The 13,798-nt window shown below is 55.6% G+C and carries 15 protein-coding genes; 10 read left to right on the plus strand and 5 right to left on the minus strand.

Features of this window, described 5'->3' with window-relative positions; translation table 11 throughout:
• From AO068_RS29315 to AO068_RS20180, 7 genes are all read left to right on the plus strand, one after another.
• Positions 1-1,617 (plus strand): RHS repeat-associated core domain-containing protein (locus AO068_RS29315; RefSeq protein ID WP_236717213.1); only part of this gene is annotated, 1,617 nt, incomplete at its 5' end.
• A 134-nt stretch (positions 1,618-1,751) separates the two neighbouring features.
• Entirely contained in the window at positions 1,752-4,577 is a 2,826-nt protein-coding gene (locus AO068_RS29320) for an RHS repeat-associated core domain-containing protein (RefSeq protein WP_227447949.1), read from the plus strand.
• 213 nt (positions 4,578-4,790) lie between these two features.
• On the plus strand, positions 4,791-5,279 hold the full coding sequence (locus AO068_RS20160) for an Hcp family type VI secretion system effector (protein WP_058409265.1): 489 nt from the start codon (positions 4,791-4,793) through the stop codon (positions 5,277-5,279).
• Positions 5,280-5,330: 51 nt separating this feature from the next.
• The gene (locus AO068_RS20165; RefSeq protein ID WP_058400753.1) at positions 5,331-5,831 is read left to right on the plus strand and encodes a type VI secretion system amidase effector protein Tae4; all 501 of its coding nucleotides are present in this window, start codon (positions 5,331-5,333) and stop codon (positions 5,829-5,831) included.
• Positions 5,831-6,265 carry a type VI secretion system amidase immunity protein Tai4 gene (locus tag AO068_RS20170; protein WP_058400752.1) on the plus strand — a complete coding sequence of 145 codons (435 nt, stop codon included), beginning with the start codon at positions 5,831-5,833 and terminating at the stop codon, positions 6,263-6,265. Before AO068_RS20165 ends, AO068_RS20170 begins: the two co-directional genes overlap by 1 nt.
• 28 nt (positions 6,266-6,293) lie before the next feature.
• Positions 6,294-6,734 carry a type VI secretion system amidase immunity protein Tai4 gene (locus AO068_RS20175; RefSeq protein WP_058400751.1) on the plus strand — a complete coding sequence of 147 codons (441 nt, stop codon included), beginning with the start codon at positions 6,294-6,296 and terminating at the stop codon, positions 6,732-6,734.
• 567 nt (positions 6,735-7,301) lie between these two features.
• Entirely contained in the window at positions 7,302-7,535 is a 234-nt protein-coding gene (locus AO068_RS20180) for a DUF6124 family protein (RefSeq protein WP_058400750.1), read from the plus strand.
• Positions 7,536-7,576: 41 nt separating this feature from the next.
• Here AO068_RS20180 and AO068_RS20185 read toward each other — a convergent pair whose 3' ends face one another.
• From AO068_RS20185 to AO068_RS20200, 4 genes are all read right to left on the minus strand, one after another.
• Positions 7,577-8,734: a phospholipase D-like domain-containing protein gene (locus tag AO068_RS20185; protein ID WP_058409266.1), complete on the minus strand. Its 1,158-nt coding sequence runs from the start codon at positions 8,732-8,734 to the stop codon at positions 7,577-7,579.
• Between the two features lies 1 nt (position 8,735).
• Positions 8,736-9,317, minus strand: coding sequence for a YceI family protein (locus AO068_RS20190; protein WP_011169403.1), 582 nt, complete (start codon positions 9,315-9,317; stop codon positions 8,736-8,738).
• Positions 9,318-9,398: 81 nt separating this feature from the next.
• Positions 9,399-9,737, minus strand: a complete 339-nt coding sequence (locus AO068_RS20195) for a hypothetical protein (protein ID WP_058409267.1) — start codon at positions 9,735-9,737, stop codon at positions 9,399-9,401.
• A complete protein-coding gene (locus AO068_RS20200) occupies positions 9,734-10,840 on the minus strand; it encodes a serine hydrolase domain-containing protein (RefSeq protein WP_058409268.1) in 1,107 nt (368 codons plus the stop codon). Before AO068_RS20200 ends, AO068_RS20195 begins: the two co-directional genes overlap by 4 nt.
• A 313-nt stretch (positions 10,841-11,153) precedes the next feature.
• On the opposite strand from AO068_RS20200, the gene olsB reads away from it, so the two are divergent.
• A complete protein-coding gene (olsB, locus tag AO068_RS20205) occupies positions 11,154-11,909 on the plus strand; it encodes an L-ornithine N(alpha)-acyltransferase (protein ID WP_005734685.1) in 756 nt (251 codons plus the stop codon).
• The gene (locus AO068_RS20210; protein WP_058409269.1) at positions 11,909-12,745 is read left to right on the plus strand and encodes a lysophospholipid acyltransferase family protein; all 837 of its coding nucleotides are present in this window, start codon (positions 11,909-11,911) and stop codon (positions 12,743-12,745) included. The genes olsB and AO068_RS20210 overlap by 1 nt, the downstream gene beginning before the upstream one ends.
• Here the strand turns inward: AO068_RS20210 and AO068_RS20215 are convergent.
• The gene (locus tag AO068_RS20215) at positions 12,703-13,302 is read right to left on the minus strand and encodes an acyl carrier protein phosphodiesterase (RefSeq protein ID WP_058409270.1); all 600 of its coding nucleotides are present in this window, start codon (positions 13,300-13,302) and stop codon (positions 12,703-12,705) included. The two genes, AO068_RS20210 and AO068_RS20215, sit on opposite strands and share 43 nt — an antisense overlap.
• 164 nt (positions 13,303-13,466) lie before the next feature.
• Here AO068_RS20215 and AO068_RS20220 point away from each other — a divergent pair, with 164 nt between their 5' ends.
• Positions 13,467-13,781, plus strand: a complete 315-nt coding sequence (locus tag AO068_RS20220) for an ArsR/SmtB family transcription factor (protein ID WP_002554999.1) — start codon at positions 13,467-13,469, stop codon at positions 13,779-13,781.
• The last annotated feature ends 17 nt before the right edge of the window (positions 13,782-13,798 follow it).

Here is a 13,798-nt window from a genome sequence, read left to right on the forward strand (position 1 = left end):
CGTATCATGCACGTCGCACCGGACAGCAATCGCAGCCTGCCCGACGATGACGGGGACGTGGATTTCGCCACGCGCTTTGACGCCAACGGCAACCTGCTGCAACTGGTGCGCGGGCAGGCCATGGGCTGGGATGTGCGTAATCAGTTGCAGCACATCACCACTGTGCAACGTAGGGACGGGCCGAATGATGACGAGCGCTATGTCTATGACGGCCAGGGTCTACGCTGCCGAAAAATCAGCACTGCGCAGGCATCAGGTCGCACGCTGACTGACGAAGTGCGTTACCTGCCGGGACTGGAAATTCGCACAACGGCTGATGGCGAAACCCTCCATGTCATCACCGCTCAGGCGGGTCGTAACAGCGTGCGGGTATTGCACTGGGAAGCCGGTAAACCGGACGGCATTGCGAACGATCAGGTGCGTTACAGCCTGGGTGATCACTTGGGATCGAGCACGCTGGAGCTTGATCAGCAAGGCGGTCTGATCAGCCAGGAAAGTTATTATCCGTTCGGCAGTACGGCCTGGTGGGCGGCTCGCAGTGCGGTAGAAGCCAAGTACAAAACAGTTCGGTACTCGGGCAAGGAACGCGATGCCAGCGGGCTTTATTATTATGGGTTCAGGTATTACGCGCCGTGGTTGCAACGCTGGATAAACCCGGACCCGGCGGGGGATGTGGATGTGTTGAATCTGTTTTGCTTTTTAAGAAACACGCCCACTACGTTGGTAGATCGAACAGGCTTGAGCCCTTTCAACTTCTCTGAAGTACTTAATAAATCAAAGGAACAGGGTGATCCTGTTCAGGCGAGGGGTCTCGCAGACATTACTCGTTTTAACCCTGTTTTTGGCGGCACACTCGCGGTGGCCTTGTCATCCAGTCAAAAAAGTCTCGCGTTCGCTCGTCAAAAAACAAACCAGATCCTGTCTCCATTTGCGGACCTTCAAGAAAGGGAGACGGTACTCGGGCACTTTAGAATCCCGGCCGAGGCCAACCCTGATACGGACTCGAAAATACTCTACATGCTGAGTTCAAGTATTGGAAAGCTGACGTCGTTCATTCAACAGTATGACGGTACAAAAATCGTGGGGGTTGGCGGGTCTCGAAACAGTAAAGCGGTGGCATGGCAATATCCTGAGGACGCAGAGCATCATTTATTCATTAGAGACAGTGTTGTACATGAACATCCTCACATGGTCGCCTGGAACATTATTCATGAGGCATCCCACATGCACCTGCTTACGCAAGATAGTTGGTACATGAATGTACCGGGCACGACCGATGAAGGCACCTCAGGCGCGCAATCTTACAGCGGCCGTCTTGATATTCTGGCTACCGTACAAAGGCTTCAGAAGCGCTATGAAGGTTTTGTCTGGGACGGGCCGGACGCTGTAGACGTTAATCGTAGCGCTTTTGAAGAAAACCCTTTAGCACGTGCGCAAGCCATTTTGAATAACGCTGACTCCATCTCTCTGCTGGTCTCGGTTATCAATCAGCAGTTCAATGGGCCTATGGCCAGGCTCACAGCACGTAACGCGAGCCCTTCAGCAATTTCCGCATTGGATCTTGCGTCCCATGCGGAACAAAAACATGCGACTCAACGACGTTTTTCAATTGGATGATGCCGCCAGTCTCACACTCTCCAGGAAAGGGTAAAGTTGTGATTCGCCAAAAATTTTATCGAATGGAATAGCGACACACGCTGCATGGAAAGCCTCTCTTGGCTAACGCCAGGCCCATAAAAGGACGTTTCGTCATGAACAGAGCTATGCATGCCCACACACCAACGCTGGCAGTGACTGACCCACGGTCGCTCACCGTGCGTGGCATCGCCTTTCTACGACAGGATTCAAGCCAACCCGCCGATGAGCGCGTGACCCATCAGACATACGATGTGGCGGGACGTATCATCGCTCAGCGAGACCCACGCCCGAGCAGCGATGCGTTGCCCACTATCAGCACACTACATTCGCTTTCCGGCCTTTCTTTGCTGACCAACAGCGTCGATGCTGGCCGGCAGCTTGTCCTGGCGGGCGAAGCAGGTCAAAGACTGGCGAGCTGGGACGGCCGTGGCAGTGAGCGAAATATTGAGTACGACGTTATGTTGCGTCCCTTGGCCATCATTGAACAAGGTCGGATCGTCGAGCGCTTTAGTTATGGCAACATGGACGTAACGTTCGGGCATAACCAATGCAATCAACTCGTCCGACATGACGATACGGCAGGCACACGTTTTTTCCCGGACTACGCATTGCAGGGGGCGTTGCTGACCGAGGCGCGGCAATTCCTTTTGTCGCTCGACGTGCCGGACTGGCCGGTCGCCGAAGCCGAGCGCGATGCCTTGCTTGAGCCGGCTCCGTTGCAAAGTCGGTGGAGATTCAATGCACTGGGCGAAGCCATCGAGCAGGCCGATGCCATGGGTAACCGACAGGTGTTCGGCCAGACCGTCGCCGGGCAATCGAAGACCCTGGGCCTGACGCAGGCGGGCATTTCCCAGCCGCAGGCATTGCTTGCGGATACCCGTTACAACGCGCTCAATCAGGTCGAACAGGAAACAGCGGGCAATGGCGTAGTCAGCCTTTACTCCTATGATCAGCAGGACGGCCGGCTGACCGGGCTAAGCGCGATCTCTGCTGACGGCACGCTGCTGCAGCAACTCGATTACAGCTATGACCCGGTGGGCAATATCCTGCTCGTCAACGATACTTCTCAACCAGACCGGTATTGCAACAACCAGCTTATCGAACCGATCAGCCATTACCGTTACGACACGCTGTATCAGTTGATTGAAGCCACTGGCCGGGAGGTCAGAAACGGCGCCAGTCATGGCCCTGAAATGCCCGGCCTGCAACCTTTGCCCACCATTGATCCCTGCCAGGTCAGCAACTACAAACAGCGTTACAGCTACGACGCTGCGGGCAATCTGCTGCAAATGCGCCACGAGGGCGCACACAACTTCACCCGCAACATGCACGTTGCTCCCGACAGCAATCGCAGCCTGCCAGATGATGACGGGGAAGTGGATTTCGTCACGAGCTTTGACGCCAACGGCAATCTGCTGCAGTTGGTGCGCGGGCAGGCCATGCGCTGGGATGTGCGTAATCAACTTGCCCTGGTCACCCTGCTGCAGCGTAAAAGCGCACCGAATGATGAAGAGCGCTATGTCTATGACGGCCAGGGTCAGCGCTGCCGCAAGATCACGCGTGCGCAGGCATCGGGGCGTACCCTCGTCAACGAAGTGCGCTACGTGCCGGGACTGGAAATTCGCACCACAGCCGATGGCGAAATTCTTAATGTCGTCACGGCTCAGTCGGGTCGTAACCGCGTGCAGGTGTTGCACTGGGAGGCTGGAAAACCGGGCACTATTGCGAACGATCAGGTGCGTTACAGCCTGAGTGATCATCTGGGCTCGAGCACGCTGGAGCTTGATCAGCAAGGCGGCCTGATCAGCCAGGAAAGTTATTACCCCTTTGGCGGTACGGCCTGGTGGGCGGCGCGCAGTGCAGTGGAAGCCAAGTACAAAACCGTGCGGTATTCAGGCAAGGAGCGCGATGCCAGCGGGCTTTATTATTACGGGTACAGGTATTACGCGCCGTGGTTGCAGCGGTGGATAAGTCCGGATATATCCGGCGAGGATACTGACCTTAATCTGTATAAAATGCTAAAAAACAATCCTCTTAATCATGTTGACCTGAAAGGTAACGTAGCCATACCCCTTAACGCACATTTTTACTGGGAAGGTGGCGATATTCCAATACCACACCTGCAGAACATGCTGCTTTTTAAAGAAATAAATCCCGACTACCAAGTCAATGTGTGGACATCCAAGGTAAAGCACCTGCTAACCCCATTGGCTGTAATGAGTGAAAGCAACGACCCTGCCGAACGCCATCTGGCATTGGCGCATGGCGATTCGCTAATACAGCGCAATCCTGAAAAGCTATTCAGCTCACTGGGCCAGGCCTACCCAAACGCACAGAAACTCGAAGCGATTTATAGCCGCGAGACAAATGGACCTTATAAGAATTACGCTGCAGCCAGCGATGTAATAGAGCTGGCCTCAACTTACATGGAGGGCGGCCTGTACATGGACGCGGATGTCGCGGTCGGACAGCCGCTCGGGAGCCTCGATGCACCCCATGGATTTCTTGTACACATTGAAAACGGATTGACGTCTAACGCCATACTCGCCTCTGCACCCCGAGGCAAAATTGCTGGCGAAATAATGGACACCATTGTTGACCTTTACACAAGAAGCCCTGGCATGATGGATGACAATGAAAATTACGGGTGGGAAAAGAAACGCAGTACCCCGGGTGAAGGACTATTCAGCCGACTGAAGTTAACCATGCACATGACCGGCCCCTCATTGGTCCGTAACTTCCTTCCTGCAACAGCGGAAGAAAATAAAGCATACGCCGTACCTCATGATAAGTTTTTCTACCGTGAGACACCTTACACAAATAATACGCAACTGGAACAACGATCACTGTCCGCGATTTTTTTTCGAAACCTTAGGCACGGACTAAATGGTGAAGGCCGCTGGGCAAATGTTCGCCCGGGCAGAAAAACCTCAATATAATAAAACTTGAAACGTGATACTACACAATGCGTTGAGCAAGGCAATGAAGCCAAGGCATTTTAATCTGTACTATATTTCCCACAAAAATTAGAGACATTTCAGTCAACACCAAAGGGATGCTGATCCCACATTCGATAAAAATAAAGATTACGCTGCTGAAACATATGGATACCTGTATGCAACGTAAACCGATCAAACGTGGAGATTTGAAACATGGCATTTGATGCGTACATCAAAATCGAAGGCATTCCAGGCGAAGCGCTGGATGACCGCTACAAGGACTGTATCGAGATCACCGGGTATGGCTTCGGCATGCATCAAAGTACTTCCGCCACGGCGAGTTCTTCCGGTGGTGCATCGTCCGGAAGGACTTCCTTGAGTGATTTCTCGTTCACCAAATCACTGGACAAATCGAGCTGCAAGCTCATTGAAACCTTGTGCGCAGGCAGACACCTGAAAGAAGTCGTGTTGTCACTGCATCGCGCAGGCGGAGATAAGGTCAAATACTTTGAAGTGCTGCTGGAAGAAGTCATCATTTCCAACTACACCCAGCATGCCAATGATGGCATCCCCAGCGAAACCATCAGCCTCAACTACGGAAAAATAAAAACCACCTACACACAACAGAAAAGATCTGACGGTGCGGGTGGAGGGAATGTCTCGGGTGGCTGGAACCGTATCAACAACAAGGTCTATTCCTGATTTTTTTGAACGCTCATGCATTGAACCTTACAGAACGATCAGGGAAAGACTATGGCACGGCCATTTTTTACTGCCGCCTGGGCGGCTTCGCAACATATTTATGATCCGGTGGCACCGGAAAAACGAGTGGCAGAGGTGATTGGGGGGCTCGTGGCGAAGAATATAAATAATCCTGATCCTTCGACAAAGTGGAGGAACACCTGTGCTGTGCGATTAAGTTACATCCTGAACTACTCAGGTTTGAAAATACCTAAGATAGCTAAACAGACAGTCTCCGGCGCAGATCAGCATCAGTACTTTTTCCGTGTATCGAATCTAAAAAGCTTTTTGGAAACGCACTGGGGCAAGCCTGAGATCGTCAAACACCCGCTCTCTGACGGCGGAGCGCTTGCAAGAAAAAAAGGAGTTATATTATTTGAAATATCGGGTTGGACAGACGCAAAAGGCCATGCAACGTTATTTGACGGTAATATTTGCTATGACCATTGCTACTTTAACGAGCCCGACGTTAACTACCGTACGGATATGGCAAATTTCTGGAGCTTAGTTTAATGAAGCGCATTGTCACAGCCATCACAGTCTGTCTCGCACTCGTGGCAACCGAGAGCTTCGCACATACAAAACCCTCATCACCAGAGGGCATGCACCGAAGCTATGAACAAAACTTCAAGGATCTGGTCCTTGCTACCTGTATAGCAAACGCTTACGCCTCTGACGTAAAGGTCGGAATAGATGCTGGAAGTAGCGTCACCGCCATTGAGGACTGGGCAAATTACGACTGGGAAGTGGGACCCGATGAAATTCGAGCGCTCGTAAGCAAGTATCTGGCCAGAGACTATACGAACCCCTTAACCGAATCCGAGATAAAAGGTGTGAAATTTGACTTTTTAAAGTGCTTGGACCTTTACCACAGTAAGGAGCTGAATGCCTTGACAAAAAAAACCGTCGTAAATCCAACACACACCTACATGCAGGACTACAAATAACGTCCATATTCACAGGGGGGTTTGTAGAATGAAATCATGTCTTACGGCCCTAACAGTATCTCTGCTCTTAACAACACCCAATAGCTTCGCCTACACCCCCACCTCATCGCCTGAAGGAATGTACAGAACTTTTGAAAAAAACTACAAGGACATGGCCCTCGCCACCTGCATAACCACCGCTTATAAATATGATGTGAACGTCGGCATTGACGCGGGCAGTAGTGTCAGCGCGATGCGTGACTGGACCTACTATGACATGGAAAAAAGCCCCCTTGCGGTCAAGGCATTGGTTGAAAAATACCTCGCCAGAGACTACACAAACCCTTTGGCCGAATCCCAGATAAAGGGAATAAAATTCGACCTATTGAAATGCCTGGACATGTATCACAGCAAGGAACTGGACGCGTTGACGAAAAAGGTCGTGACTCACCCGAATCAGACCTACATGCAGAATATCAAAAAGCCTTAACTACTCTCTTCATGCAACAAGCCTGTCCGGCAAACGCTGCACAGGCTATTTTCATTTCAAGCACTCTACTCCGCACATTATCTGTAGGGCGGAGACACATCATGCTGACTCAATGTAATCCGATAGCTTTTTAACGTCACCCTCTCGGTGATGTACTGCTTGCTGAAATATTGATAAACAGCCCCCGCCGCTTCCCCGCCTACACGGCGAATATCCTCAGACAACCTTTTCGATAACTCTTGTAAGAATTAACCGCAGGAAGCCTCTCTTCCAATTGAAGGAAATTTCCGAGAAAATCCTGGCCTCTTGCGCTTGGCTATTCAGGTCTCTAGCCTTCAACGGTCGCTGCCCAATCAGCGATCAGGTTTGGTAGACCTGCCTTTGCTGGCGCAATGTGCCACCTCTGCGAGGCGATTCTTTTCGTCCCGTCTTTATGGTGGCCGTGCGCATGGCGTCTTCGGATGCACCGGGTGCCAGCAGCCGGTCTACCAACTTGCACACGGCCGCCACCTTATCGTTTGGTAGCGATTAGTGACGGCTCCCCCAAGTTCTGCTGGAGTTGCAAACATGCCCCATAAAATCGTCCCCGACCCGCCCACCGCCCTGTTCACCGTCAACACATCCGTCAGCCAGGAAGAAGCGCTCAATTACGCTTCAGACCTGCTGCGCTGCATCATTACGACAGCGTATGAATCCGGTGACAGCACTCAGGGCACCAGCCGTGATCTGGCGTTTTCGGTATTGCACATGGCCGAGATGGCCAAAGCCATGGTTGACCGCTCACTGGAATGCATCGTTTGACCAGATGACAACCCGGGGCCACGCTCGGCCCCGCGTACACCTCAATTACGCTGATCCAGCAGGTTCACCACCAGCCGGTCGATCCAGCCCCACAAGCGCTGTTTGACGCGTCGCCACAGCGGTCTGGCCTTCCAGTCTGCCAGTGTGGTTTCGGCGCTCAGGGCGAAGTCTTTTTCGAAGCTGGCGACCACATCACGGGTCAGCCCGGGGTCCAAGGCTTCGAGGTTGGCTTCCAGGTTGAAGCGCAGGTTCCAGTGGTCGAAGTTGCACGAACCGATGCTCACCCAGTCGTCGATCAGAACCATTTTCAAGTGCAGAAAACACGGCTGGTATTCGAAGACCTTGACCCCGGCCCGCAGCAAGCGCGGGTAGTAACGGTGACCGGCGTAGCGTACCGACGGGTGATCAGTGCGTGGCCCGGTCAGCAGCAAACGTACATCGACGCCGCGCGAGGCTGCCCTGCGCAAGGCGCGGCGAACTTTCCAGGTGGGCAGAAAGTAAGGGGTTGCCAGCCAGATGCGCTTTTGCCCGGTGTTCAGCGTGCGCACCAGCGATTGCAGAATGTCGCGGTGCTGGCGAGAGTCGGCGTACGCCACACGGCCAAGGCCTTCACCGGCTACCGGGACGGTGGGCAGATGATCCAGACCAAAGTTTTCTTTCGGGCGCCAGGCGAAACGTCGGGCATTGGCGTGAAACTGCCGGTTGAACAACGCTTGCCAGTCAAGAACCAGCGGCCCGGTGATTTCCACCATCACTTCGTGCCATTGACTGACATCCTTGTCTGGCTCCCAGAATTCATCGGTTACACCCGTACCGCCGACCACCGCCAGCGTCTTGTCGACCACCAGCAATTTGCGATGGTCGCGGTAGAAGTTGCGCACGCCGCGTCGCCAGTGAATAGGGTTGTAGAAACGCAGAATCACACCGGCATCGGTCAGTTGCTTGCGCAGGCCGGCGTCGAAGGCTTTAGAACCGAAGTCGTCGAACAGGCAGCGCACGATCACACCACGCCTGCCCGCCTCGACCAGCGCCCGCACGATGGCATCGGCGCAGGCCCCGGCTTCGACCAGGTACAGCTCCAGGTCAACCTGCTGCTCGGCCCTGTCAATGGCTGCAATCATGCGCGGGAAGAACGCAGGACCGTCAATCAGCAATTGAAAGCGGTTGTTTTCACGCCACGGGAAAATCGCACCGTTCATATCAGCGCGCCGTGAAGATCAGGACAGCCCCGACCGGGACTGACAGACTGACCGCAGACAAGCCTGCCGCGTTGCGCAGGGCATTGAAGTCCGAAACCATATCGAAGTCCTGAGCATGAATCACCAGCGGTTCGAGCGTCACAACCTGAAAGCGGCGCTCGTCGAGGCGCGTCGCCAGCAGTTCGGCGTTATAGCTGTGACTCTTGCCGCGCAGGCTGACGGTCAGTGGTAAACGCAATTCCAGTTGCGCGCCGGGGGCAAGGTTATTGATCGGGCGCATGTCGAGCTGGGCATTGATCTGCGCAACGGGAAACTTGTGTACCTGAAACACCTGCTCCCGCAGGCGCTCGTCACGCAGGGGAATACCGGTGCTAATGGACTCCGTTTCGACTTCCACCTCAGCCAGCCCTTTGGGGTCGACCTTGCCATGCAGCACGAGGAAACGATGCACCTCGGCAATATCGGCATTTTTGGTTGACGTGAACGAGAGCCGCGACGACTCGTTATCCAGATACCAGTTCGCATGGGCAGGTAACGCCACTGCGGCCAGCATGACCAGCAGCAGGCGATTCATAGTGAGCATGCAGACTCCAGACGTGCAATTGAGGGCCACCTTATCCGCCTGTCTGACCTCTGGCAAACCACGACGTTCGGCAGCAATCCATCAAGGCCCGGATGGCAACAGTCGGCAGCCTTGTCGCTCACCCTGCCACGACGCACTGCTGGTTCGCCCAAGGCCGTTGGCAATGACCTTTTTCTGGCTGCTGTCGTCGATCAGCGTGCCAGGCACGTACTGTTTGACGTAGCCCAGGCAATACGCCTCGGGGTTGTTCATGACGTACCTGCACGAGCAGTATTCCTTGGCGGTGTAGGCACTGATGATGGTGGGGAATGCCTGCAGGTTCACGCGGTACTGCCAGGCAAGTACCGCGAGCGCAGCAAGGATCAGCAACAGCAGGCTGCTGAAAGGTCGACGCAGGATGAACATTCGGCGACTGCTCATTGCACGCCCTCCTTGCCAAAGGCTGCCTGTATGCGCTTGAGCATCTGATTGTGGTCGTAAGTACCGTCGCGGTCATCGGCATAGCGCACGATCACCAGTTTCCGGTCAGGGATCACGTACAGCGCCTGCCCCCAGTGGCCCAGTGCGGCAAAGGTATCAGGGGGCGCATCCGGCCACGGCCCCCTGCCGCCATCGGCAGTTCGATTGAGCCACCACTGGCCGCCAGGGACTTCGACGTTGGCATCTATCTGCTCGCCTGCAAACGGCGTCAACACGAAGTCCATCCACTCCTTGTTGAGCAACTGCCGAGCCTGCCATTGCCCGCCGCGCTGCATCAGCAAGCCGATGCGCGCCAGGTCGCGGGCAGTCATGTAGGCATAGGACGATCCTACAAATGTACCCACGCCATCGGTTTCCCAGACGGCACTGCGGATGCCAAGCGGGTCGAACAGTGCGGTCCACGGATAATCCGCATACGCCTGTGGCCCGACGATATTTTTCAATGCAGCAGCCAGAACCGTGCTGTCGCCGCTGGAATACAGGTACGCCTTGCCGGGGGATTTGGCTGCGCGGTGCTCGGCGGTGAAGCGCGCCATGTCGTCACGCCCACGGGTGTAGAGCATGGCGACGACGGAAGAGTTAAGTGGTGCATATTCGTAATCTTCCTGCCAGTTCAGCCCCGAAGCCCAGTGCATCAGGTCTTTGATGGCGATATCGGGGTGCGCCTTGAACGGCGCGTAGAACTTCGCCACCGGATCATTGAGTTGAAAACGCCCTTCGGTAAACGCCACGCCCAGCACTGTCGCCATTACGCTCTTGCTGATCGACCAGGTCAGGTGCGGGGTTTGCGCTGTGGTCACTCCGGCATAGCGCTCATAGACGACTTCGCCATCACGAATCACCAGCAGCGCATCGGTGCGTACGCCCTTGCGCGTGGCGTCGTCGCGAGCTGGGAAGGCGTAGGCCTCGAGTTCTTCGATGGCCGCAGATCGCGGCGCAGGCTGAGAAGACCATTGCTCTGCCGGCCATGTTTGAGCAACGACGCCCTGGGCACTGAAGCCCAGGATCAAAACCAGACACAGGCGGACAAATCTACGCGGCATGACAGGGCCTCTACAGAGTAATCCGCATACCGTATCAGGGCTTCATGACAGTCAGCCATTACCCCGGGACAGGACGCAGAGCGTCCAGAACGGCATACCCACGCGGAGCATAGGCACGATAGTGATCCTTCGTACGCCGCTCGTTCCTCACGCTCCACCAGCGTGGAAATGCCCACAGCGTTGCCCGTCACACAACCATCACCAAAGCTTCACAGGCATGACACGCCATCTCCCTAGCCTGCAAGTACGGCAAAGCGCCTGGACAAATCAGTCAACCAGCCAAACTCTGCATGGCTGGCTCATGGAGATTCGTATGACCCAGATCGCCCGCATTCGTGACAACACTTCTGAACGTCGTCTTCAGGCCGAACGCCTGATTGGAGCGAGCGCCTTGCAGGAAGCACAGGCGTTGCGTTTCAGTGTGTTCAGCGAAGAGTTCAACGCCCGTCTCAACGGTGCTGAACAAGGCCTGGATATCGACGATTACGATGTTCACTGCTCGCACATTGGTGTGCGTGACCTGAACACCGGGCGTCTGGTTGCCACTACCCGGCTGCTCGACCACAAGGCTGCCAGCACGCTGGGGCGTTTCTACAGTGAAGAAGAATTCAGCCTGCACGGCCTGGTTCATCTGCAGGGTCCGATTCTTGAGCTGGGCCGTACCTGCGTAGACCCGGCCTACCGCAACGGCGGCACCATCGCGGTGTTGTGGAGCGAGCTGGCCGAGGTGCTGAACGAAGGCGGCTACAGCTACCTGATGGGTTGCGCGAGCATCCCGATGCACGACGGCGGCATTCAGGCGCACGCGATCATGCAACGCCTGCGCGAGCGCTACCTGTGCAACGAGCACTTGCGCGCCGAGCCGAAAAACCCGCTGCCGACGCTCGATATCCCGAGCAATGTGATCTGCGAGATGCCGCCACTGCTCAAGGCTTACATGCGCCTGGGCGCCAAGATCTGCGGCGAACCGTGCTGGGACGAAGATTTCCAGGTGGCCGACGTGTTCATCCTGCTCAAGCGCGACGACTTGTGCCCGCGTTACGCCCGCCACTTCAAGGCGGCCGTGTAATGAGCCGGGCACGCGGCTATGCCCGCGTAGTCCGGGTGCTGCTGGTCGTGGCGCTCGGCTTGACGATTGCCGGAACATTCGCGGTTCTGGAACGCACCAGAATCGGTGGGTCGATGGAGCGCAGGCAGCGCTGGAGCCGTTGGTTCATGGCGCGCCTGACCAATGCCCTGCCGTTTCGCGTCACCGTGACAGGTCAGTTGCCAACCCAGCCAATGCTGTGGGTCAGCAACCATGTGTCGTGGACCGACATTGCCCTGCTGGGCATGCTGGCACCGCTGTCGTTTCTGTCGAAGGCCGAAGTCCGGACCTGGCCGGTAGCAGGCTGGCTGGCGCTGAAGGCCGGCACGCTGTTCATTCGTCGCGGGTCGGGCGACAGCCGTCTGATTCAAAAGCAGATGTGCAATCACCTGCAACAAGGCAACGCACTGCTGATCTTCCCCGAAGGCACCACCACCGATGGCAGAAGCCTGCGCACCTTCCACGGCCGTCTGCTGTCCAGTGCCATTGAAGCCGGCGTGCCGATCCAGCCAGTGGCCATCGGTTACTCGCGTGACGGCAAACCGGACCCGATTGCCCCGTTCATTGGCGACGACGATTTGCTGTCCCATCTGCGCCGACTGTTTGCCAATGAGCAGAGCGATGTGCACATTCACCTGCTGACCCCGATTCCGACGGCGGATCAGGAACGCGCTGCACTGGCGTTCAAGGCTCAGCAAGCCGTTCAGGTGGCGCTGTTCGGTGAACCTGTCACGGGTGAGTCATTGATCGGTAAACAAGTACCCGGCGAGCCTGCTCAGCCGAGCGAAGTGGCTTCGCGTTCGGCCAGGGCAGCCTGAGCAAAACTCTCCAATAGCGGATAGAACTCGGCGAAATCCGCACTCAAGGGCTGGTACAGCGCCTGCAGTTCCTGCATGCCGCCGGCCAGCCCTTCGGGTTTTGACAGGCGTCGGGATATCCCGCTCAGCACCTGCCCCAGCACGTCGAAATCCCGATACGAACCCAGCCAGTCCTGCGCCGCCATGCGCGGTGCGATAAGCGCCAGTCGCTCGGGCAATTGTGGCTCGGCAGCCAGCGTGCCATAGACTTTGTCAGTGAATACGTCCAGCGGCAGATCGGCATAGCGATGCCAGTCGCGAGCCAGACAATGATCGAAAAAGACGTCGAGCATAATGCCTGCATAGCGTCGCCGCTGGGATGGAAAGCGGGCAATGGAAGCCTTGATCAGCGGGTGGCTGTCAGTGAAAGCGTCAATGCTGCGATGCAGCCGAATGGCCGCTTCAAGCTCTGCAGGAAAACGTCCCGACAGCGGACCTTTGACGAAGTCGCCATACAGGCTGCCAAGCAATTGAGCAGGCCGATGCCCGCCGAGATGAAGATGTGCCAGATAGTTCATGCCTGCAAGCCTACGCCGCTTTCAAGGCCGAGGTCTATATATCGATATAACCCGATATAGCGATTTTGCCAGTCCTAAGCACAAAATCATATTTGTATATCGCGAAATACAGATATAAGGTTCGCCCTATCGCGATATATCGCTACACCGCCTGTGAGAACGACATGCCTATCGACCTCGACGACATAATAAAAGCCCTGGCCCATCCGGTCCGCCGAGAAATCCTGACCTGGTTGAAGGACCCCCGCGCGAGCTTTCCTGCTCAGCAGTACTCGATCGAACACGGCGTGTGCGCCGGACAGATCGATCAGCGTGCAGGATTGTCCCAATCCACTGTCTCGGCCCATCTGGCGACCTTGCAACGCGCTGGCCTGATCAGCAGCAAGAAGGTTGGCCAATGGCATTTCTTCAGACGCAACGAAGAAGTCATACAGGCATTCGTTCAGGCGCTGGTTGAAGAGCTGAACAACCCGACCTGATTTTCCAACGTTTACCA

Source organism: Pseudomonas sp. ICMP 3272 (genome assembly GCF_001466905.1).
GTDB classification, from domain to species: domain Bacteria; phylum Pseudomonadota; class Gammaproteobacteria; order Pseudomonadales; family Pseudomonadaceae; genus Aquipseudomonas; species Aquipseudomonas amygdali.